The sequence below is a fragment of the Diaphorobacter limosus genome, from assembly GCF_033100095.1.
Classification (GTDB): domain Bacteria; phylum Pseudomonadota; class Gammaproteobacteria; order Burkholderiales; family Burkholderiaceae_C; genus Alicycliphilus; species Alicycliphilus limosus.
In genome coordinates this window covers 2,692,250-2,712,931 of the sequence record NZ_CP136921.1, presented here as the reverse complement: position 1 = coordinate 2,712,931, position 20,682 = coordinate 2,692,250, and the positions used below count along the sequence as shown (strand labels likewise).

Genomic DNA, 20,682 nt, shown 5'->3' with positions numbered 1-20,682 from the left:
GGGACGGATTTACTTGATGGTCGTCCAGATCGGCATAGGCCGGTCATCCGCGCGGTGCACGGTATCCACGTTCTTGCGCATGGCCCAGGGCCGGATCTGGTGGTGCAGCGGCAGGTAGTAGTACTCGTCCTTGGTCAGCTTGAGCGCGTCGTGGATCAGCGCGTCGCGCTTCGGCGTGTCCATCTCCACCTTGATCTGCTGGATCATGGCGTCGAGCTTGGGGTCGCTGAAGCGCCCGCCGTTGTAGACGCCGGCCGCCGTCTTGCCGTCCTTGGTGGACATCAGCGAGTCCAGCGTGTACAGCGCATCAAACGTGGCCACGCCCCAGCCGAACAGGTAAGCGCTGACGTCGTTGTTCATCACGCGCGAGACAAACTGCGCCATCGGCGCGGTCTGCAGATTGGTCTTGACGCCGATGCGCGTCCACATCGCTGTGACGGCCTGGCAGATGGCCTCGTCGTTCACGTAGCGGTCGTTCGGGCAGTCGAGCTTGAGGGTAAAGCCCTGGGGATAGCCGGCGTCGGCCAGCAGCTTCTTGGCGGCCTCGACGTCGTACTTGGCGGCGCGCTCGTCCAGCTGCTTGCTCCAGCCATGCACCATGGGCGCCACCATCACGCCGGCGGGCACCGACAGGTTGCGCATGGTGCGGCTGTGCAGGCCGGCCGAGTCGATCGCCTGGTACAGCGCCTGGCGCACGCGCTTGTCCTTGAGCGGGTTTTTGCCGGCCACGCCCGAGCCGGGCAGCTCGTCGCGGAACTGGTCCAGTCCCAGGTAGATGGTGCGGTTCTCGGCGCCCTCGATGAGCTTCAGGTTGCTGTCGGCCTTCATGCGCGCCAGATCCTGCGGCGGCGGATCGACGACGAAGTCCACCTGGCCCGAGATCAGCGCCGCGGAGCGCGTGGCAGCCGACTTGATGGGCGTGAACACCACCTCGTCGATGTTGCCCTTGGGCTTGTCCCACCAATTCGGATTCTTCTTCAGCGTGAGCTTCTGGTCCGGCTGCCAGGCCACCAGGCTGAAGGGGCCGGTGCCGTTGGCGTTGCGCGAGGCGTAGCTTTCCTCCTTGCCGGCGTAGTCCTGCGACTTGAGCGAGTTGTGCTTCTCGGCCCAGGCCTTGTTCATGATGCGCGCCTCGGTCAGCTCGCGCAGCAGGATGGGGTTCGGGCCCTTGAGGATCAGATCCACGGTGTGGTCATCGACCTTCTTCACCTCCTTGACGCTCTGCACCGAGGACATCATGTTGGACGGCGCCGTGCCCGCGCGCGTGAGCGAGAACACCACGTCGTCGGCCGTGAACGGCGCGCCGTCGTGGAATTTGACGCCCTTGCGCAGCTCGAAGCGCACCTGCGTGGGCGAGATCTGCGTCCACTTGGTGGCCAGGGCCGGCTCGGTCTGGTACTTGCCGTCGTAGCGCACCAGGCTCTCGTAGATCTGCTGCAGGAAGGCGTGCGTGGTCTGGTGGTTCTGCGCGTGTGGGTCTATGGTCAGAATGTCATTGGCGCCGGCCCAGCGCATGCTGGCCGCCTGCGCGCTGCCCATGGCCAGCACCATGGCCGTCGCCACCATGCCGAGTTTGAAGGTTGTTTTCTGCATCATCCGTCTGGCTCCTTGTGTGTTGGTTGACTACCAGATGTAGTGGCTGAGCATGGTACCCAAAAAGACAACGGCCGCTATGGCGGCCGTTGTCATTCATGCGCGGGGGCGGGTCAGCGGAACTTGGGCAGGTTGAACTGCGGCGGCACGCCCATGCGGGTGTTGATGATCCACTGCTGGGCGATGGACAGGATGTTGTTCGTCAGCCAGTACAGCACCAGGCCAGCCGGGAAGAAGAAGAACATCACGCTGAACATCAGCGGCATGAGCCACATCATCTTGGCCTGCATCGGATCCGGCGGCGCGGGGTTGAGCGCCGTCTGCAGCAGCGAGGACAGGGTCATCAGGAGCGGCAGGATGAAGAACGGGTCGGGCGAGGACAGGTCGTGGATCCAGCCTATCCAGGGCGCGTTGCGCATCTCCACGCTGGACAGCAGCACCCAGTACAGCGCAATGAACACCGGAATCTGGATCATGATGGGCAGGCAGCCGCCCATGGGGTTGACCTTCTCCTCGCGGTAGATGCGCATCATCTCCTGCTGCATCTGCTGCGGCTTGTCCTTGAGGCGTTCACGCATTTCCTGGATGCGCGGGTTGATGGCCTTCATCTTGGCCATGCTGGCATAGGCCTTGGCGTTGAGCCAGTAGAAGGCGATCTTCAGCAGCAGCACCAGGGCGACGATGGACCAGCCCCAGTTGGCAATCACCTTGTGCAGCTGGTCGAGCAGCCAGTACAGCGGCTTGGAGAGAATGGTCAGCCAGCCATAGTCCTTGACCAGCTCCAGGCCGGGGGCCAGCTTCTCCAGCAGGGTTTCGATCTGCGGGCCGGCGAACAGGCGCGCGTCCAGGCTCTTGGACTGACCCGGGGCGATTTCGCCCAGCTGGGTGATCATGCCCACGGCAAACAGGTTGTTGTCCACCTTGCGCACGAACAGGTCGCGCGCCACGCCGTCGGCCAGCAGCCAGGCGGTGGCAAAGTAATGCTGCACCATGGCCACGTAGCCGTCGCTGGAGGACTTGTCGATCTCGGCCTTGCCGTTCTCAATGTCCTTGAACTCCACCTTTTGGTACTTCTTGGCCTCGGTATAGACGGCCGGGCCGGTGAAGGTGGAATAGAACGAGGATTCGCCCGCGGGCTTGTTGCCGTCGCGCACCAGCTGCAGGTACAGCTGCGGCGACACGGGGGCCGTGCCGGTGTTGACCACCTCGTGGCGCACGGCGATGTCATAGGCGCCGCGCTTGAGCGTCCAGGTCTTGACCAGCTTCACGCCCCCCAGATCGGGCGACTCGAAGCGCACCACCAGCTCCTGCTCGCCGTCCTTGAGCTCACGCGCGCCCGGCACTACTGCCATGGGCGTCTTGTGCGTGGGGTAGGCGCCGCCAATCAGGCCGGTCTGCGCCACATACACGCGGTTGCCGCTCTCGTCGAGCAGCAAAAAGGGCTTGGCATCGCTGGCTGACTCCGGGTACTTGAGCAGCTCGCCGTGCACCAGGGAAGCACCCTCGGTGTCGAAGGCCAGGCGCAGCACATCGGTGCTCACGCTGATGCGCTCGCGCGTGCTGGCCACCACCGGCGCCGGGCCGCCCGTCGGTGGCTGCGCGGCCACTGCCGGGGTGGCGCTGGGCGCGGGAACACTGGCCGTACCGGCGCCAGTCGCGGTCGCGGCCGGCGCGCTGGCCGTCTGGGCCGGCGGCGCGGGGAAGAAGGTGGCCTTGTTGCCGTTGTGGATCTGCCACTTGTCCCACAGCATCACCAGGGAAAAGCCAAAGATCACCCACAGGATGGTGCGGCGAATATCGTTCATGAATGCTTTGTAGCTGAGGAAGATGGGGGTTCGGTAGGCATGAGCCGCGAGAACAGGCGCATGCCGCGCGGCAGCTCCCGCGGCACGGGATCGATCCCGCCCTCGCACCAGGGATGGCAGCGCGCCAGGCGCCGAACCGTCAGGTAGCTGCCGGCGGCGGCCCCGTATTGCTCCAGTGCCTGCAGCGAGTACGCCGAGCAGGTGGGCTCGAAGCGGCAGGCGGAGCCCAGCCAGGGGCTGAGCAGCAACCGGTAGCCGCGCACCAGGCCCATGAGCAGGCGGCGCATCATGGCGCGGCCTCCACGGCGGGCTTGCGCCGCTCGGCAGCGGCAAACAGCTGCTGCAGCTCGGCGCGCACGGCGTCCTTGAGGGTGTCCGACGTGGCGCTGACGAAATGCTTGCGGTCAAAGGCGGCGCGCAGGCGCACCACATGGGCGGCCGGCTGCATGCGCGCCTCGAAACCGGCGGCCACGGCGTAGATCTGCCGCTTGATGGTGTTGCGCGTCACGGCGCGGCGCGCCCAGCGCTTGGGCACCATGGCGCCCAGCCAGACGGCGGGCGCACCAACGCCAAACAGGGCCTGCGCCTGCCCCGCCTGCGGCGAGGAGTCGGGCCCTGTGGGAGGCATGTCCATGGGGGCAAGCCTGAGTCGGTGCAGCGCAAAATGCGCGGTGCGGGCCGCCGTGCCTGCCGCCAAGGCGGCCTGGAACTGGGGGCGGGTTTTCAGCCGTTGCATGGTGGCAGGGCAGCGTCCCCGCCTAGAACCGGCGGTGCAGACCAGGAAGCGGCCGAAAGCCTGGCAAGCCGACCTTAGACGGCCAGGCGCTTGCGGCCCTTGGCGCGGCGGGCGTTGATGACGGCGCGGCCACCCTTGGTCTTCATGCGCACCAGGAAACCATGGGTGCGGGCGCGGCGGGTCTTGGAAGGCTGGTAAGTACGTTTCATGTTCAATCCTTGAAGATTCAGTTACAGGCGCCGCTTCGATCGGCCGCGCCCGCCGGACCGGCAGCCTCGCCACACATCAGTGCAGAAAAACCGCCGCCCGGGTTTGATCACCCTGAAAGATCCTTCAGGGAAACCGGCGATTATTGCAGGGTATGCAGGAGCTGGCAATGCCTGGGGTTGAAATTGCCTGCCAACCGGCCCGCGGCAAATTGTGGATAAGTCTTTGACAAGCTAAAATCGACGGCCATTTACCGTTCCTCTATCCACAACTACAAGCACCGCAATGAACGAGGGACTGCATTCTCCCAGCCACGATATCGACAACGCCAGCGCCGGCCAGGCCTTGTGGCAGGCCTGCACCGAACAGCTGGCCCAAGACCTGCCCGAGCAGCAGTTCAACACCTGGATCAAACCTCTGACGGCCCAGGTTGCACCCGATTTCTCCAAGGTGACACTACTGGTCGCCAACCGCTTCAAGCTCGACTGGATCCGCGCCCAGTACGCCGGCCGCATCTCTGCCCTGCTGGAGGGTTTGTATGGCCAGCCAGTCACCTTGGAGTTAGCACTCGCTCAGCGCGAATCCGTTGCCAGGAATTATGTTCGACCAGCCGCTTCGCAGGCAACCGAGGCCGCCGGCAACGCCCCCGCGGCCCCTGCGGCGGAGGAGGCACCGAACGGCAGCTTTCGCACGCGCCTGAACCCCGCACTGACCTTCGAGACCCTGGTCGAGGGCACGGCCAACCGCATGGCGCGCTCGGCCGCGATGCATGTGGCGGGCTCGCCCGGCCATTTGTACAACCCGCTGTTCATCTACGGCGGCGTGGGCCTGGGCAAGACCCATCTGGTGCACGCCGTGGGCAACCAGCTGCTCAAGGACAGGCCCGACGCCAAGGTTCTCTACATCCATGCCGAGCAATTCGTCTCGGATGTGGTCAAGTCCTACCAAAGGCGCACCTTTGACGATTTCAAGGAACGCTACCACTCGCTGGATCTGCTGCTGATCGACGACGTGCAGTTCTTCGCCAACAAGGACCGCACGCAGGAAGAATTCTTCAACGCCTTCGAGGCGCTGCTGGCCAAGAAGAGCCACATCGTCATGACCAGCGACACCTACCCAAAGGGCCTGGCCAACATCCACGAGCGCCTGGTCTCGCGCTTCGACTCGGGCCTGACGGTGGCCATAGAGCCGCCCGAGCTGGAGATGCGCGTGGCCATCCTGATCAACAAGGCGCGCGCCGAGCATGCCGAGATGCCCGAGGAGGTCGCCTTCTTCGTCGCCAAGAACGTGCGCTCCAACGTGCGCGAGCTCGAGGGCGCGCTGCGCAAGATCCTGGCCTACAGCCGCTTCAACCAGAAGGAGGTCTCGATCCAGCTGGCGCGCGAGGCGCTGCGCGACCTGCTCAGCATCCAGAACCGTCAGATCAGCGTCGAGAACATCCAGAAGACGGTGGCCGACTACTACAAGATCAAGGTCGCCGACATGTACAGTAAGAAGCGTCCGGCCAGCATTGCCCGGCCGCGCCAGATCGCCATGTACCTGGCCAAGGAGCTGACGCAAAAAAGCCTGCCCGAGATCGGTGAGCTGTTTGGCGGCAGAGACCACACCACGGTACTGCACGCCGTGCGCAAGATGGGCGCCGAGCGCCAGACCAACACCGAGCTCAACCAGCAACTGCATGTGCTGGAGCAGACGCTCAAGGGCTGATGGTCAAGGCGCCCTTGTTCCCAGGCAAAATGCCATGTTTGGCGGCCGAGAGGGGGCCATGCCCATGCCGCCGTTTGCGCACCCATCCCAAAACCACCAAAGGTTGACGACATGATTGTCCTGAAGGCCACACAAGACAAGGTACTCGCCGTTCTGCAATCCGTGTCCGGCATCGTCGAGCGCCGGCATACCCTGCCCATATTGGCCAATGTGCTGATCCGCAAGACGGGCAACGCCCTGCAGCTCACCACCAGCGACCTGGAGATACAGATCCGCACCACGGCCGAGCTCGGCGGCGACACGGGCGACTTCACGACCACCGTGGGCGCACGCAAGCTCATCGACATCCTGAAGACCATGCCCGGCGACCAGACGGTGAGCCTGGAGAACAACCAGTCCAAGCTGATTCTGAAGGGTGGCAAGAGCCGCTTCACGCTGCAAACCCTGCCGGCCGAGGACTTCCCGCTGGTGCAGGAGGCCGCCAACTTCGGCCCCGCCTTCAGCGTGCCGCAAAAGACGCTCAAGACGCTGCTGTCCCAGGTGTCGTTTGCCATGGCGGTGCAGGACATTCGCTACTACCTGAACGGCATCCTGTTCGTGGCCGAGGGCAAAAAGCTCACCCTGGTGGCCACCGACGGTCACCGCCTGGCGTTCTCCAGCGCCGACCTGGAGGTCGAGGTGCCCAAGCAGGAGGTGATCCTGCCGCGCAAGACGGTGCTGGAGCTGCAGCGCCTGCTGTCCGATGCCGACGGCGCCATCGAGATGCAGTTTGCCGGCAACCAGGCCAAGTTCAGCTTTGGCGGCATGGAGTTCGTCACCAAGCTGGTGGAGGGCAAGTTCCCCGACTACAACCGCGTGATTCCGCGCAACCACCACAACATCATCACGCTGGGGCGCGCGCCGCTCCTGGCCAGCCTGCAGCGCACGGCCATCATGACCAGCGAGAAGTTCAAGGGCGTGCGCCTGAACATCGAGCCGGGCAGCCTGCGCGTGGCCTCCAACAACGCCGAGCAGGAAGAGGCCCAGGACGAGCTCGACATCGACTACGGCGGCGACAACATCGAAATCGGCTTCAACGTCACCTATCTTCTGGACGTGCTGGCCAACATGGGCCAGGACATGGTGAAGCTGGAGCTGGCCGACGGCAACAGCTCGGTCGTGTTCGGCATTCCCGACAACCCGCATTTCAAGTATGTCGTGATGCCGATGCGCATCTGATACTACTATTTTTATAGCTATTTGCGCTTGATAGACGGGCGCAAATAGCACTTTTGCTTCAAGTATTGCCCAGCCACCAGCGCTGGGCTGCCGCAGCCCCAAGGCATTCCATGACCGACGCGAACCAGCCCGATCCACAGACCCCCGCTCCCGCAGCCACCGACACCGGCGGCTACGGCGAAGGCGCCATCCAGATCCTGGAGGGCCTGGAGGCCGTGCGCAAGCGCCCGGGCATGTACATCGGCGACACGTCCGATGGCACCGGCCTGCACCACCTGGTTTTTGAAGTGGTGGACAACTCCATCGACGAGGCCCTGGCCGGGCATTGCGACGACATCGTCGTCACCATCCACACCGACAACTCCATCAGCGTGGTGGACAACGGCCGCGGCATTCCCACCGGCGTGAAGATGGACGACAAGCACGAGCCCAAGCGCTCGGCCGCCGAGATCGCGCTGACCGAGCTGCACGCCGGCGGCAAGTTCAACCAGAACAGCTACAAGGTCTCGGGCGGCCTGCACGGTGTGGGCGTGTCCTGCGTCAACGCCCTGTCCAAATGGCTGCGCCTGACGGTGCGCCGCGAGGGCAAGGTGCACCAGATTCTGTTTGCGCGCGGCTTCGTGCAGGACCGACTGATCGAAGTCGTCGATGGCTTCGAGACCTCGCCCATGAAGGTCACGGGCCCCACGGAAAAGCGCGGCACCGAGGTGCGCTTTTTGCCGGATACCGAAATCTTCAAGGAGAACCACGAGTTTCACTACGAGATCCTGGCCAAGCGCCTGCGCGAGTTGTCCTTCCTGAACAACGGCGTGCGCATCCGCCTGATCGACGAGCGCAGCGGCAAGGAAGACGACTTTGCCGGCAGCGGCGGCGTGATGGGCTTCGTCAAGTTCATCAACACCAACAAGAAAGTGCTGCACCCCACGGCCTTCCATGCCAGCGGCACGCGTCCGGCCGAGAGCTACGGCGGCATCCCCGGCACCGAGATCGGCGTCGAAGTGGCCATGCAGTGGAACGACGGCTACAACGAGCAGGTCCTCTGCTTCACCAACAACATCCCGCAGCGTGACGGCGGCACCCACCTGACCGGCCTGCGCGCCGCCATGACGCGCGTGATCGGCAAGTACATCGAGCAAAACGAATTGGCCAAGAAGGCCAAGGTCGAGGTTACCGGCGACGACATGCGCGAGGGCCTGTGCTGCGTCTTGAGCGTGAAGGTGCCCGAGCCCAAGTTCAGCAGCCAGACCAAGGACAAGCTGGTCAGCTCAGAAGTGCGCGCGCCGGTCGAGGACATCGTCGGCAAGCTGCTGACCGAGTACCTGGAGGAAAAGCCCCAGGACGCCAAAATTCTGTGCGGCAAGATCGTCGAGGCCGCGCGCGCCCGCGAGGCCGCGCGCAAGGCGCGCGAGATGACGCGGCGCAAGGGCGTCTTGGACGGCATGGGCCTGCCCGGCAAGCTGGCCGACTGCCAGGAAAAAGACCCGGCGCTGTGCGAGATCTACATCGTCGAGGGCGACTCCGCCGGTGGCAGCGCCAAGCAGGGGCGCGACCGCAAGTTCCAGGCCATCCTGCCGCTGCGCGGCAAGATTTTGAACGTGGAAAAAGCGCGCTACGAAAAGCTCTTGTCCAGCCAGGAAATCATCACTCTGATCACCGCCCTGGGCACCGGTATCGGCAAATCCAGCGAGGACGACTTCAGCGGCAAGGGCAAGAGCGGCGCCGACGACTTCGACGCCGCCAAGCTGCGCTACCACCGCATCATCATCATGACCGACGCCGACGTGGACGGCGCCCACATCCGCACCCTGCTGCTGACCTTCTTCTACCGCCAGATGCCCGAGCTGGTCGAGCGCGGCCATATCTACATCGCCCAGCCGCCGCTGTACAAGGTGAAGAACGGCAAGGAAGAGCTGTACCTGAAGGACGCCGCGGCGCTGGACGGCTTTCTGCTGCGCGTGGCGCTGAACAACGCCAGCGTCAGCACCGGCGGCGAGGCGGCTCGCGTGCTGAGCGGCGAGGAGCTGGCCGCCCTGGCACGCACGCACCAGCATGCCGAGCATGTCATCACCCGCCTGTCCGCCTTCATGGATGCCGAGGCCCTGCGCGCCGCCGCCGACGGCGTGGCCTTCCGCCTCGACACCCTGGAAGATGCCCAGGCCAGCGCCATAGAGCTGCAGGCCAAGCTGCGCGAGCTCAACGTCAACGGCGTGCCCGCCGACGTGACCGGCGAGATCGACCCGCGCAGCGACAAGCCCGTGCTGCGCATCAGCCGCCACCACCACGGCAACATCAAGAGCAGCCTGATCACGCAGGACTTTGTCGCCGGCGACGACTACGCCACCCTGGCCGAGGCCGCCAACAGCTTCCGCGGCCTGATCCAGGAGGGCGCCAAGGTCACGCGCGGCGAGGGCGACAAGGCCAAGGAAGAAAAGGTGAGCGACTTCCGCGAAGCCATGGCCTGGCTGATCAGCGAAGCCGAACGCACCACGGCCCGCCAGCGCTACAAGGGCCTGGGCGAGATGAACCCCGAGCAGCTCTGGGAAACCACCATGGACCCGGCCGTGCGGCGCCTGCTGCGCGTGCAGATCGACGACGCCATCGAGGCCGACCGCGTATTCACCATGCTGATGGGTGACGAGGTGGAGCCGCGGCGCGACTTCATCGAGACGAATGCGCTCAGGGCGGGGAACATCGATGTGTGATGGCGGCCGAGCCCAGCCACCACATCCCCCCCCCTGAGGCCACACGGGCGCAGCCTGCCGCGCTCTCCCTGCCCCAGCAGCGCACCCAACAATACATCCTGGCGCGCCAGCAGCACCCGGCCTGGCTGCTGCTGGCCTCGCGCCGGGCGCCACTCATGCTCAGCTGCCTGGAGTCGCTGCTGGAGCACCAGCCCGGCGGCGTGCCGTTTGACAGCGCCGTGCAGGCCATTGCCGACCTGCTGGTGCAGCACGCCAACCAGCCCGACTATGAGATCGACGCCGCCGACCCACTGGCCCAGGCGCGGCGCGAGCTGCGCGAGTGGATACGCCGCGCCCTGGTCACCGAGCGCGACGGCCTGATCCACGAGACCGATGCGCTCAAGTCGGCGCTGCGCTTCGTCGCCCAGCTGGACCAGCGCATGATGACCTCCACCGCCTCGCGCCTGGCCGTGGTGCAGCGCGAGATCGACAACCTGGCCACCCAGCTCGACCCCGACCCGGCCAGCCGCGCCGCGCAGCTGCAGCGCCGCATTGCTGAGCTGCAGCAGCAGATCGACGCGCTGCAGGCCGGCCATGTCGAGACCCTGAGCGACGCCCAGGCCAGCGAGGGCATACGCGAGGTCTATGCCCTGGCCACCAGCCTGCGCGCCGACTTCAGGCGTGTGGAAGACTCCTGGCGCGAGGCCGACCGTCAGCTGCGCCAGGCCATCCTGAGCGCGCAGCAGCACCGCGGCAGCATCGTCGATCAACTGCTCGACGGCCACGCCAACCTGCTCTCCACCCCCGAGGGGCGGGTCTTCGAGGGCTTTCAGCAGCAGCTGCACCACCAGGCCGAGCTGGCGCGCATGCGCCAGCACCTGCGCACCATATTGGCCCACCCGGCCAGCCGCCAGGCGCTGGACGACCTGCAGCACAGCGCCCTGCGCCTGCTGGTGCCCCAGCTCATCAAGGAAGCCAAGGTGGTGCAGGCCGTGCGCGCGCGCAGCGAACGCGAGGTGGCGCAGTTCATGAAAACCGGCCAGGCGGCCGAAAACCAGCGCGTCGGCCAGCTGCTCAACGACATCCTCAACCAGGCGCTGCAGCTGGACTGGAGCCGCCAGGCCCTGCGCCGCAGCCCGGCGCCGCTACCGCCCGTGAGCGTGGCGCTGACGGGCCTGCCGCTCATCGAGCGCCTGCGCGTCAAGTCGCTGGAGGAGGGCGCCGCGCAAGAACTGCTGCTCACCACGCAATACGCCGACCTGAGCCAGGTGGAGGACGAGTTCTGGCAGGCCTTCGAGGGCCTGGACACCAAGGCGCTGCAGCAGGACACGCTGGCACTGCTGGAGGCCCGCGGCGCCCCCCTGACCATGGCCGACCTGGCCCAGGCCCTGCCGCCGGGCGAGCACGACCTGGAAACCCTGGCCCAGTGGCTGGCCTGGGCCTGCGAGGCGGGCGCGGAGGTGGATGCACAGGCAAAGCAGCAGATCGAACTGCAGCGCGCCAACGGCCAACTGTGCCGGTTTACGGTGCCGAGGGCGGAGCTGACGGCGAGCGCGCTGCGGGGGGTGGAGGGCTGAAATTGGCGGTATGCTTCTCAAGTTACAAAAACATACGGCTGCTTGAAGCCGCTCTTGGCGCCCCCGGTCGATGCACCACAGCCACCCTGAGAAGGTCAGCCCTTGAAACCCTGGATTGCCACCGCCAATAGCGCAAACCGCACTGGGCTGACCCCACCGGCCAGCCAGCGCGGCGCCCTAAAACCCCGCTTGGCCGGCGCCATCGCCCGGCGCGCCATCATCGTGACCTGGCTGTGCGGCTTGGGCGCCCTGTGCACCTTCGTGCCCTACCTGCCGGGCACCATCATGCCGGACAGCTTGCGCTGGCTGGCCGGGCTGGCGTCGCATTGGCAATGGCTCTACGCCGGCCTCGCCTTGACCGGGGCCGTGCTCACCGCCTGCCTGCGGCCGGCACGCCCCTGGCAGGTTCTGGCGCCTGTGGCCATGGTGGCGGCCGCCTGGCTGCACCAGCTACCCCAGGCCGAGGCCCGCACAGCGCACAACCAGTCGTCAGTCACGCTCACCGTGGTCAGCGCCAACCTGAACTTCGAGCGCACCGACCATGCCGCGCTCGCCGCCTGGCTGCTTTCGGCCAACGCGCCGGACGCGATCGCGCTGCAGGAGTTCACCCCCTCCGCCATGGCCATGGTGAACCGCCCCGAAGTGCTGGCCGCCTACCCCCACCGCGTGCTCGAACCCAGCGATGACCAGTTTGGTCTGGGCGTGCTGTCCAAGTACCCGATCGCATCGGCGGAAAAGGTGCCCGCCGCCGACGTACTGGCAACGCTCAAGCTGCGCCTGGTGCTGGACGTGCAAGGCCAAAAACTGGCCTTGACCGCCGTGCATCCCATGCCGCCCATCAGCGCACCCTACGCCCAGGAGCGCGATGCCAGCCTGCGGCTGGAAGCCAGGCTGCTGGCCGACAGCGGTCTGCCCGGCATCCTGCTGGGCGATATGAACGACTCGCCATGGTCCACCGGCCTGCAGGCCACCGCCCCGCTGCGCCGCGCCAGCGGCCTGGCGCCCACCTGGCCGAACCTGGGCGGCTGGCTGTCCGTCCTGCCGCTCGATCATGTGCTCGTGACGCCGGGAGTGCGGGCGGATGGCGCGGGATGGGGGGTGGATTTGGGGAGTGATCATCGGCCGGTGCGGGTGCGTTTGGCGCTGTAGCGCAATCAACGGCCCCTTGCTGTGAACTGGCCGTTCAACTTTTTGATGGCTGCGCCAACTGCGTCGTCCAATGCCCACCGGCTTCCTGCTGCACCTTCAGCAAGTCGTAGGTTTTGAGCATGTCCAGCAAACCTGAATGACCGTAGTTCTTGGGAGAAAAAGAAGGGTCGGCACGCTTGAGATAAGAGCCCAGGCCGCCTACGCTGACCTTTCCATCGGCCGTGTCTCCTGCCATCAGCGCAACCGCCTCTACCACGAAGCGCGGGCGCAGTTTGGGTGCGGGCTTGCCCGGCTCGGGTTTGCTGCTGCCTTTGTCTGCGGGCTCTGCCGCAGCCACCGAGGCCACCGGCTCCGGGACTGGCTTGACCCACTCGAAGAACTGGTCGCTGGCATTGCGCAGCGCATCGGGCGACTTGGCTTCGCCCACGATATGCACCGTGGCCCCACGCTCGCGCAGCTTGCGGCACAGATAGGCAAAGTCGGAATCGCTGGTGACGAGGCAAAACGTTGTCGCCCGGCGGTCAAACAATGCTTCCATGGCATCCAGTGCGAGGGCGATGTCCGAGGTATTTTTGCCCGCCGCGTATTGGTATTGCAAGCAAGGCGTGAACGCCAGCCGCACCAGGGCCTCTTGCCACTTGTTGGCCAAGGTGCTGTGGTTGCCATAGCCGCGCCGCAGCACCACACGGCCAAACTGCGCCACCACGCGCAAGGCATATTCCAGGATTTCCGGGCTGGTGTTGTCGCAGTCCACCAGCACCGCCACGCGGTGTTCATGTTCAGGCATCAAGAGGCTCATGCTTGAGGACTCCTTATCGAGAGTCGCATTCATTCATTGCTATAGGTGTACGCCGTGCCTCTGCCCTGCAGCGTCACGTATCCCCCCGGCGCTGCTCGGCCAGAATCTCTTCCACCGTGCGCTGATGGCCCACGGGCACCACTTTCAGGTCGCAGCCGGCGGCCTCCAACAGTCGCACCAGGGCGGAAACACTCATGTCGCCCTTGGAGGGGTTTTCCATGCGCGCCACGGTGGTGCGCGCCACGCCGGCGCGCTCGGCCAGTTCAGCCTGGGTCAGGCGCGCTTGCTTGCGGGCAGTGCGCAGCAGTAGGGCAACGTCAGAGAGGGTGGTCATTGTGGCTTGTGGGCGTCATTATTTTCAGCTGGCACCTCAAATGTGGCTTATGAACATCTTTTGTAAACCCCTGGGTTGCGGGATGAGGGGGCGCGAACCAAAGGGCGGTACCGCAAGTTTGTCGTCACTCTCGCCCTTTCCCTTACCGCTTGCGCAGCGGTTGAAACATGGGCACACTGCATCGCAATTGCAACGCACGGAGCCTTTTCATGAAAACCTCCACCATCCCATCTTTGCGGGTTGACCCGCAGCTGCGTCTGGCCGCGGAAAGTGTTTTGCGCGATGGAGAAAGTCTGTCGGGCTTCGTAGAACAGGCGATTCGGCAAACCATCGCCTGCCGTCTGGCGGATCAAGAGTTCATCACCCGTGGCTTGAAGGCGCGCGACCAGGCGCGGCAGAGCGGGCAGTATGTGGAGGCTGGCGCCGTGCTGGACAGGCTTCAGGAGATGCTTGATCGCGCCAAGTCCGGCCCAACCACCGCATGACCTACCGGGTTCGCTTTACACAGGAAGCCGAGGCCGATCTGGTCAGGCTGTATGAATTCATCCTTGACAGGGATGCCGCAGACTGGGCCTTGGCCGAGCGTGCGCTGGAGACAATTCGCGCGGGCATTGCCACGCTGGAGCGCCTGCCCTTTACCTGCCGCAAGGCCACGGCTGACTCACCTTTTTTGCGGGAGTTGGTCATCCCGTTTGGAGCGGCCGGCTATGTCGCACTGTTTGAAATCGACGACGCCCAAACCGTGACGGTGCTGGCGCTGCGCCATCAGCGAGAGAGCGACTACCACTGATCGCGCTGCGCCTTCGCCACACACTGTGCTGGCAAGGCACACCCCGAGCCGTGAACTCGCAGTCATTTCCAACAGCGACAGCCTTGCGCATATGATGTACAGAATTCCGTACATCAAAACACGCCAAGGAGGCTCCCATGGCCATCTCCGCCGCTGACGTGATCCCGCTCTCCCAAGCCAGAGCCACCCTGTCGGAACTGGCCGACCAGGTGCGGGCTGGCGCCGAGAAGATCATTACCAAGAATGGCGAAAGCTACGTTGCCCTGATCGACGCGGGGCGGCTGGACTACTACCACCAGCTCGAACGCGAGCGCATTCACCTGCTGCTGATCGCCGATGCCAGCCAGGGTTTGGCCGATGTGGCTGCGGGCAAGGTGAAGGACGCACGCGCCACCTTGGCGGCCATGCAGCGCCGCCGCGCGACCCATCGGGGTGGCAAGGCTGTTGACTGACTGACTGCCTTGCACCGTGACCGTCAAGCTCACTGCCAACTTTGAACGCAACCTCGCCGATATCGAAGCCTTCTTGATCGAGGCAGAGGCTCCCCAGGCCTTCGATGCTCTGCTCGATGAGTTGGCGCGTACCACCATCCCGAATCTGGAGCGCTTTCCAGGCATGGGGCGCTTGTTTCTCGAACGGCCGGTGCGCTCGGTCGAGGTGGCCAATGGCATCGCACGCTTGACCCAGCAACTGGGCGCACTCGCCACCGACGGCGAGCTGCGCGAGTACGTGATGGCGCATTACCTGCTGTTGTATGCGCGCATCGGGGGCACGGTGTACCTGCTCTCCATCCGCCACCAGCGGCAGCTCTCGTTTGATTTTCAGGCGCTGTGGCAAAGTCATTGACGCAGCACAACATGTTGCTACCCAAGGGCGAAAACCAGTTGTACCGTGCAACCACTCTGCGCAAACAGCTCTTTATTCAATAGCAAATGCCCACCGCCCCCGACCTCTTCGACCAATGGGCCGCCGCGCCGCAGGCCAGCCCCGCCGTGGATGCGCAGCCAGCCCCCGAGCCGCCGCCCGAACCCGCGCCAGAAGCCGTCCCCGCCACCCCCCAGCCCCTGCGCCGCGCCCTGCAAGAGCTCTTGAAAATGGGCCTGCTGGAGCAAGCCAGCAAGCCGCAGCTGTTTCGCCACATCGCCATCGACACGGCGCGCGTCAACGCGCTCTTGGAGCCGCTGGACCTGCAGGTGCGCGTGGACGACCTGCGCGGCCTGGCCTATGTGACGGTGGCGCCCGGCTGGCAGGCCGGCGAGGCCGAGGACGATGATGAATGGACCCACCCCCTGGTGCGCCGCCAGCGCCTGACGCTGGAGCAGTCGCTGCTGCTGGCGATTCTGCGGCGCGAGTTTTTGCAGCGCGAGCAGGAGGGCGGCATCGGCCGCCCGGTGCAGATCGCCGTGGACAGCCTGCTGCCGCAGCTGGAGATTTACCTGGGCAGCACCGGCAGCGACATGCAGGAGCGCAAGCGCCTGTCCGCGCTGCTGGAGCATTTGCGCGGCCACGGCGTGGTGTCGGACGTGGACGCGCAGGAGCGCATCACCATCCGCCCCATGATCGCCCACCTGGCCAACCCCGAGAACCTGCAGGCCCTGCTGACGCAGCTGCGCGCCCTGAGTGCGGACAGTACAGGCAACGCAACATGAGCAGCGCCAGCTACCGCCTGCACGCCCTGCACCTGTACAACTGGGGCGCCTTTGCCGGGCGCCACCAGGCCAGCATCTCGCCGGACAACAGCGCCATCATCGGCCCCACGGGCAGCGGCAAGACCACGCTGATCGACGCGCTGATGACGCTGCTCTGCCAGCACCCGCGCTACAACCTGGCCTCCACCGGCGGGCACGAGAGCGACCGCGACCTGGTGTCCTACCTGCGCGGCGCCAGCGGCCCGGGCCACGAGGCCGAGGGCAGCGCCCACCTGGCGCGCCAGGGCCGCTGCGTGACCGGCCTGGCGGCGCAGCTGCGCGGTGCGGACGACGACGGCGCGGGCGACATCTGGCTCGGCGCCATCCTGTGGCTGGACGGCAGCAGCAGCGCCCAGGCCGACATGGGGCGGCGCTGGTTCTTTGCCCAGGGCGGCGGCCACAGCCTGGACCTGTGGCTGGAGGAGCACCACAGCGGCGGCGCGCGCGCCCTGAGCCGCCTGGTGAAGAACAGCGACGGCCTGGAGATGTTCAGCAGCAAAAGCGCCTACCTGGCGCGGGTGCAGCGCTTTTTCGAGATCGGGCCCAACGCCTTCACCCTGCTCAACCGCGCGGCCGGGCTGAAGCAGCTCAACAGCATCGACGAGATCTTTCGCGACTTGGTGCTCGACGACCACAGCGCCTTTGACGACGCCCTGCGGGTGGCCGACAGTTTTGACGAGCTGGCCGCCATCCACGCCGAGCTGGAGCTGGCCAACCGCCAATGCCTGGCCCTGCTGCCGCTGCGCGAGCTGGCGCAGCAAGAGGCGCGCCAGCAGCAGGCTCTGCAAGACCAGCGCCTGCTGCACGCCGCCCTGCCGCACTGGTGCGCGCGCCTGGGCCAGCAGCAATGGGCGGCGCGCTGCGCCGATCTGCAGCAACAGCTGAACGCGCAGGCGCAGCGCATCAGCGCCCAGGAGCAGCAACTGGAGCAGGCGCGCCAGCAGGAGCAAACCCTGCTCGAAGCCTATCTGCGCGCCGGCGGCGGCGATATAGAGCTGCTGCGCCGCAGCATCGCCACCCAGCAAGACCAGTGCCGCCAGCGCGCGCAGCACTGGGCGCAGTTCCAGCAGCTGGCCGGGCAGATTGACCTACCCGTCGCCCAGCCCTTTGGCGCTGCGCAACTGGCACAGCTGCAGGCCCAGGCCGCGCCCGCGCTGGCGCAATTGCAAAACCAGGCGGCCGCGCTGCAAGAGGCGCTGGAAGACGCCGTGGCGCAGGAGCGCAACGCCCACGCCGCGCTGGCGCAACTGCAGGACGAAATCACCGCCGTGCGCCAGCGGCCGGGCTCCAACCTGCCGCCGGACTTCACCCAGTTCCGCGCCCAGCTGGCCGAGCAGCTGCGGCTGGCGCCCGACGCCCTGCCCTTCGTCGCCGAACTGGTCGAGGTGCCCGCCGCCCACCAGGCCTGGCGCGGCGCCATAGAACGCGCCCTGGGCGCGCAGCGCCTGCGCCTGCTGGTGCCGCCGCAAGCCATGCAGGCCGCGCTGGCCTGGGTGAATCAGCGCCACAACCGCCTGCATGTGCGCCTGCTGGAGGTGCGCGCCCCGGCCAGCCCGGCCCGCTTCTGGGACGACGGCTTTGCCCAGCTGCTGACCCTGAAGCCCCACGCCCACCAGGGCGCGCTGCGCCAGCTGCTGGCCGAGCAGGATCGCCACTGCGTGGCCAGCACCGAGGCCCTGCAGACCACGCCCCACGCCATGACGCGAGAGGGCCTGATGTCCGGCCGCCCCCAGCATTTCGACAAGCAGGACCAGCGCCGCATAGACCAGGACTGGATGACCGGCTTTGACAACCGCGACCGCCTGGCGCAGCTGCAAGAACGCCTGCAGGCCGAGCAAGGCCATTGGGAAACACTACAAAAACAGAAGCTGCTGGCGCAATCCAGACAAGCGCTAGAGGCCCAAAAGACCCAAAGCTGGCACACCCTGTTGGCCCTGCACTGGAGCGACATCGACCAGGCCGGCGCCCAGGCCGAGCTGCAGCAGCTGCAAACCCGGCTGGCCGCGCTGCTCGATCCGCAGTCCGGCACCGTCCAGGCGCAGGCCGCCTGGCAGGCCGCGCAGCAGCACAGCCAGGCCCAGGCCCAGGCGCTGCTGCGGCTGCAAACCGCCCAGGCCACCTGGCAGGAACGCCAGGCCAGCGCCCAGACGCAAGAGCGCCTGTGCCGCGAGCGCCTGGCCGCCACCCCGGCTCCGCCCGGTCTGGACACGCTGCATGGCCCCCTGGCCGCCCTGTGCCCGCCGGGCACCGCCTGCGAAGAACTCGCCACGCAAGAGCGCCAGGCCCTGGCCAGCGCCAGCGAGCGCCTGGACAGGCTGGGCCACAGGCTGGCCCTGCTGCACAAGGACATCATCCGGCAGATGGCGGCGGCGCAAAGGGAAGACCGCGGCGCACTCACTGATCACCCGCAAGAGGTCGAAGCCTTGGCGCATTACCTGCAGCGCCTGCAGCGGCTGCAGGAGGAAGACCTGCCCGCCAAGCGCGCGCGCTTCCAGGACTATTTGAACCAGGCCTCCGACCAGGGCGTGAGCACGCTGCTGTCCGGCATAGAGGCGCAGGTGGCCGAGATCACCGAGCGCATAGACCAGCTCAACCAGACCCTGGCGCGGGTGGACTTTCACAGCGGCCGCTACCTGCAGCTGGTGCCCCAGCCCGTGCTGCACCCCAGCCTGCAGCAGCTGCACCAGGCGCGCGCCCAGCTGCGCAGCGAACGCCTGCAGTACGACGGCGGCCAGCGCCACTACCAGGCCCTGCGCGCCATGGTCGAGCTGCTGAGCGAGCACGCCAGCAACCGCCGCACCAAGGCCGCCCAGGCCCTGCTGGACGCACGCTACCGCCTGCAGTTCGCCGTCCACGTACTCGACCGCGCCACGGGCCAGGTGCTGGAGCGCCGCACCGGCTCACAGGGCGGCAGCGGCGGCGAGAAGGAAATCATCGCCAGCTACGTGCTCACCGCGTCGCTGAGCTACGCGCTGTGCCCGCCCGGGCGCAGCCAGCCGCTGTTCTGCACCATCGTGCTGGACGAGGCCTTCTCCAAAAGCTCCCAGGCCGTGGCCGCGCGCATCATCCAGGCGCTGCAGGAATTCGGCCTGCACGCCCTCTTCGTCACCCCCAACAAAGAGCTGCGCCTGCTGCGCCAGCACACCCGCAGCGCCGTGCTGGTGCACCGCCGCGGCGCCCAGGCGCTGCTGGCGAACATGGGGTGGGAGGAGATTGCGGCGCGGGCAGCGGGGCGGTGAGTTGGCGGGCGATGCCACATCGGTATCCATTGGGCATGTTCAGGAAATTGGCGTTTGAATCCGTCCCTGAACTTCAGGCGCACCATTCAAGTGACGGTTGAAGACCACGGCACCGAAGCTGTTCATGCAGGTACTACGCTAGTACAGCGACACGGAGGTATCGGAACAAGATGAAAGCGATGGATTCGCGCCCAGGGCAAGGCGCAAACCGCAGCGATAGCCGTAGCTATCGCGAGGATTTGCAACGCCGCCATGGGTGCGAAGGCGCGCTTTCATGTTTCGATATTTCCGTGTTGCTGTACTAGCGCACATGATGTTGCGATTGCTGGATTTGATGGGCTTGGTGGCCTTGCTCGGCTGGGTCTTCATTGCCTGGGTACTGTTCGGGCGCGCAGCGCGCCCTGCGGGTACAGGCCGGCTGCAGCTGTTGGGCGCAGCAGCACTGCTGGGGTGGTTGCTGGGGCGTTGACCAGCAGCACCCCCGTCACCTGCCCCCAGCGCCTCCCAATCCTCCTGCCACTGCCGCCGCTGCGCGCTGCGCTGTGCGTGCAGCCCGGCGGGCTTCTTGATGACCAGTTTGTAGGGCGAGCCCTGCTTGACGGTGTCGCAGCTCAGGGGGGTGCCCGTCTGCCGCAGCATTTCCTGCTCATGGCTGCAGCGGCAGCTGGCCGCCGAGTTTCAATCCGCGCCCGCCATTGCTGGCGGGCGATGCGTGCGGCCGGTGGCGGGGCAGGGGTTCTCTGCGCGGTTTCAATCCGCGCCCGCCATTGCTGGCGGGCGATGCCGACAGCGTGATGCTGGTTGCGTTGAAGCCGGTCGGTTTCAATCCGCGCCCGCCATTGCTGGCGGGCGATGCCACGCGCTCAAGAAGGCAGCGAAGGCCGCAGACGTTTCAATCCGCGCCCGCCATTGCTGGCGGGCGATGCGGCGCAACCGATCGGTGGCGGACGCCTGGGCGAACGTTTCAATCCGCGCCCGCCATTGCTGGCGGGCGATGCTACGACGCGGACAGCGGTCGGCGGCTGATCACGGTTTCAATCCGCGCCCGCCATTGCTGGCGGGCGATGCGCCGCGTGACAGCCCTGCTTCACCCCGCTTGCATCGTTTCAATCCGCGCCCGCCATTGCTGGCGGGCGATGCCGATGGCCCGCCGCTTTTC

At 66.3% G+C, this 20,682-nt stretch carries 19 protein-coding genes and 1 CRISPR repeat array (1 of these 20 running past the window's edge); of the genes, 11 read left to right on the top strand and 8 right to left on the bottom strand.

Annotated elements, in window-relative coordinates:
- Positions 1-9 precede the first annotated feature (9 nt).
- From P4826_RS13090 to rpmH, 5 genes are all read right to left on the bottom strand, one after another.
- Positions 10-1,596, bottom strand: coding sequence for an ABC transporter substrate-binding protein (locus P4826_RS13090; RefSeq protein WP_317700814.1), 1,587 nt, complete (start codon positions 1,594-1,596; stop codon positions 10-12).
- 110 nt (positions 1,597-1,706) lie between these two features.
- Entirely contained in the window at positions 1,707-3,398 is a 1,692-nt protein-coding gene (gene yidC, locus P4826_RS13085) for a membrane protein insertase YidC (RefSeq protein WP_317700813.1), read from the bottom strand.
- The gene (yidD, locus tag P4826_RS13080) at positions 3,395-3,688 is read right to left on the bottom strand and encodes a membrane protein insertion efficiency factor YidD (protein ID WP_317700812.1); all 294 of its coding nucleotides are present in this window, start codon (positions 3,686-3,688) and stop codon (positions 3,395-3,397) included. The genes yidC and yidD overlap by 4 nt, the downstream gene beginning before the upstream one ends.
- A complete protein-coding gene (locus P4826_RS13075) occupies positions 3,685-4,134 on the bottom strand; it encodes a ribonuclease P protein component (RefSeq protein WP_317700811.1) in 450 nt (149 codons plus the stop codon). Before P4826_RS13075 ends, yidD begins: the two co-directional genes overlap by 4 nt.
- A gap of 74 nt (positions 4,135-4,208) precedes the next feature.
- The gene (gene rpmH, locus P4826_RS13070; RefSeq protein WP_012207856.1) at positions 4,209-4,343 is read right to left on the bottom strand and encodes a 50S ribosomal protein L34; all 135 of its coding nucleotides are present in this window, start codon (positions 4,341-4,343) and stop codon (positions 4,209-4,211) included.
- 283 nt (positions 4,344-4,626) lie between these two features.
- Between rpmH and dnaA the strand changes: the two genes are divergently transcribed.
- The 5 genes from dnaA (at position 4,627) to P4826_RS13045 (ending at position 12,673) form a co-directional block, all read left to right on the top strand.
- Entirely contained in the window at positions 4,627-6,048 is a 1,422-nt protein-coding gene (dnaA, locus tag P4826_RS13065; RefSeq protein WP_317700810.1) for a chromosomal replication initiator protein DnaA, read from the top strand.
- Positions 6,049-6,159: 111 nt separating this feature from the next.
- Positions 6,160-7,266 carry a DNA polymerase III subunit beta gene (gene dnaN / locus P4826_RS13060; RefSeq protein WP_317700809.1) on the top strand — a complete coding sequence of 369 codons (1,107 nt, stop codon included), beginning with the start codon at positions 6,160-6,162 and terminating at the stop codon, positions 7,264-7,266.
- Positions 7,267-7,376: 110 nt separating this feature from the next.
- Entirely contained in the window at positions 7,377-9,968 is a 2,592-nt protein-coding gene (gyrB, locus tag P4826_RS13055; RefSeq protein WP_317700808.1) for a DNA topoisomerase (ATP-hydrolyzing) subunit B, read from the top strand.
- Positions 9,968-11,524, top strand: a complete 1,557-nt coding sequence (locus tag P4826_RS13050; protein ID WP_317700807.1) for a DUF3375 domain-containing protein — start codon at positions 9,968-9,970, stop codon at positions 11,522-11,524. Before gyrB ends, P4826_RS13050 begins: the two co-directional genes overlap by 1 nt.
- 102 nt (positions 11,525-11,626) lie before the next feature.
- Positions 11,627-12,673 carry an endonuclease/exonuclease/phosphatase family protein gene (locus tag P4826_RS13045; protein ID WP_317700806.1) on the top strand — a complete coding sequence of 349 codons (1,047 nt, stop codon included), beginning with the start codon at positions 11,627-11,629 and terminating at the stop codon, positions 12,671-12,673.
- Positions 12,674-12,707: 34 nt separating this feature from the next.
- On the opposite strand, the gene P4826_RS13040 is transcribed toward P4826_RS13045, so the two are convergent.
- Together P4826_RS13040 and P4826_RS13035 are read right to left on the bottom strand one after the other, a co-directional pair.
- A complete protein-coding gene (locus P4826_RS13040; protein ID WP_317700805.1) occupies positions 12,708-13,472 on the bottom strand; it encodes an NYN domain-containing protein in 765 nt (254 codons plus the stop codon).
- 73 nt (positions 13,473-13,545) lie between these two features.
- A complete protein-coding gene (locus P4826_RS13035) occupies positions 13,546-13,806 on the bottom strand; it encodes a helix-turn-helix transcriptional regulator (protein ID WP_317700804.1) in 261 nt (86 codons plus the stop codon).
- Between the two features lie 209 nt (positions 13,807-14,015).
- Here P4826_RS13035 and P4826_RS13030 point away from each other — a divergent pair, with 209 nt between their 5' ends.
- The 6 genes from P4826_RS13030 to P4826_RS13005 all read left to right on the top strand — a co-directional run bounded on the left by P4826_RS13030 (position 14,016) and on the right by P4826_RS13005 (position 19,523).
- Positions 14,016-14,291, top strand: coding sequence for a YlcI/YnfO family protein (locus P4826_RS13030; RefSeq protein WP_317700803.1), 276 nt, complete (start codon positions 14,016-14,018; stop codon positions 14,289-14,291).
- A complete protein-coding gene (locus P4826_RS13025; protein ID WP_317700802.1) occupies positions 14,288-14,596 on the top strand; it encodes a type II toxin-antitoxin system RelE/ParE family toxin in 309 nt (102 codons plus the stop codon). The genes P4826_RS13030 and P4826_RS13025 overlap by 4 nt, the downstream gene beginning before the upstream one ends.
- A 137-nt stretch (positions 14,597-14,733) precedes the next feature.
- Positions 14,734-15,048, top strand: coding sequence for a type II toxin-antitoxin system Phd/YefM family antitoxin (locus tag P4826_RS13020; protein WP_317700801.1), 315 nt, complete (start codon positions 14,734-14,736; stop codon positions 15,046-15,048).
- Positions 15,049-15,064: 16 nt separating this feature from the next.
- Positions 15,065-15,442, top strand: coding sequence for a type II toxin-antitoxin system RelE/ParE family toxin (locus P4826_RS13015; protein WP_317700800.1), 378 nt, complete (start codon positions 15,065-15,067; stop codon positions 15,440-15,442).
- 86 nt (positions 15,443-15,528) lie between these two features.
- Positions 15,529-16,245, top strand: a complete 717-nt coding sequence (locus P4826_RS13010) for a DUF4194 domain-containing protein (RefSeq protein WP_317700799.1) — start codon at positions 15,529-15,531, stop codon at positions 16,243-16,245.
- Positions 16,242-19,523: an ATP-binding protein gene (locus P4826_RS13005; RefSeq protein WP_317700798.1), complete on the top strand. Its 3,282-nt coding sequence runs from the start codon at positions 16,242-16,244 to the stop codon at positions 19,521-19,523. The genes P4826_RS13010 and P4826_RS13005 overlap by 4 nt, the downstream gene beginning before the upstream one ends.
- A gap of 138 nt (positions 19,524-19,661) precedes the next feature.
- Here the strand turns inward: P4826_RS13005 and P4826_RS13000 are convergent, their stop codons facing one another.
- On the bottom strand, positions 19,662-20,162 hold the full coding sequence (locus P4826_RS13000; protein ID WP_317700797.1) for a hypothetical protein: 501 nt from the start codon (positions 20,160-20,162) through the stop codon (positions 19,662-19,664).
- 36 nt (positions 20,163-20,198) lie between these two features.
- Positions 20,199-20,682: direct repeats of the CRISPR family, unit length 37 nt; unit sequence GTTTCAATCCGCGCCCGCCATTGCTGGCGGGCGATGC; it runs 3,758 nt beyond the window's last position.

Coding starts and splice junctions, on each gene's coding strand:
- P4826_RS13040 (WP_317700805.1), bottom strand. CDS start 13,472: ATGAGCCTCTTGATGCCTGAACATGAACACCGCGTGGCGGTGCTGGTG.
- dnaA (WP_317700810.1), top strand. CDS start 4,627: ATGAACGAGGGACTGCATTCTCCCAGCCACGATATCGACAACGCCAGC.
- P4826_RS13000 (WP_317700797.1), bottom strand. CDS start 20,162: ATGCTGCGGCAGACGGGCACCCCCCTGAGCTGCGACACCGTCAAGCAG.
- yidD (WP_317700812.1), bottom strand. CDS start 3,688: ATGATGCGCCGCCTGCTCATGGGCCTGGTGCGCGGCTACCGGTTGCTG.
- P4826_RS13010 (WP_317700799.1), top strand. CDS start 15,529: ATGCCCACCGCCCCCGACCTCTTCGACCAATGGGCCGCCGCGCCGCAG.
- P4826_RS13025 (WP_317700802.1), top strand. CDS start 14,288: ATGACCTACCGGGTTCGCTTTACACAGGAAGCCGAGGCCGATCTGGTC.
- P4826_RS13005 (WP_317700798.1), top strand. CDS start 16,242: ATGAGCAGCGCCAGCTACCGCCTGCACGCCCTGCACCTGTACAACTGG.
- P4826_RS13035 (WP_317700804.1), bottom strand. CDS start 13,806: ATGACCACCCTCTCTGACGTTGCCCTACTGCTGCGCACTGCCCGCAAG.
- dnaN (WP_317700809.1), top strand. CDS start 6,160: ATGATTGTCCTGAAGGCCACACAAGACAAGGTACTCGCCGTTCTGCAA.
- P4826_RS13020 (WP_317700801.1), top strand. CDS start 14,734: ATGGCCATCTCCGCCGCTGACGTGATCCCGCTCTCCCAAGCCAGAGCC.
- P4826_RS13090 (WP_317700814.1), bottom strand. CDS start 1,596: ATGATGCAGAAAACAACCTTCAAACTCGGCATGGTGGCGACGGCCATG.
- P4826_RS13050 (WP_317700807.1), top strand. CDS start 9,968: ATGGCGGCCGAGCCCAGCCACCACATCCCCCCCCCTGAGGCCACACGG.
- gyrB (WP_317700808.1), top strand. CDS start 7,377: ATGACCGACGCGAACCAGCCCGATCCACAGACCCCCGCTCCCGCAGCC.
- P4826_RS13030 (WP_317700803.1), top strand. CDS start 14,016: ATGAAAACCTCCACCATCCCATCTTTGCGGGTTGACCCGCAGCTGCGT.
- rpmH (WP_012207856.1), bottom strand. CDS start 4,343: ATGAAACGTACTTACCAGCCTTCCAAGACCCGCCGCGCCCGCACCCAT.
- yidC (WP_317700813.1), bottom strand. CDS start 3,398: ATGAACGATATTCGCCGCACCATCCTGTGGGTGATCTTTGGCTTTTCC.
- P4826_RS13075 (WP_317700811.1), bottom strand. CDS start 4,134: ATGCAACGGCTGAAAACCCGCCCCCAGTTCCAGGCCGCCTTGGCGGCA.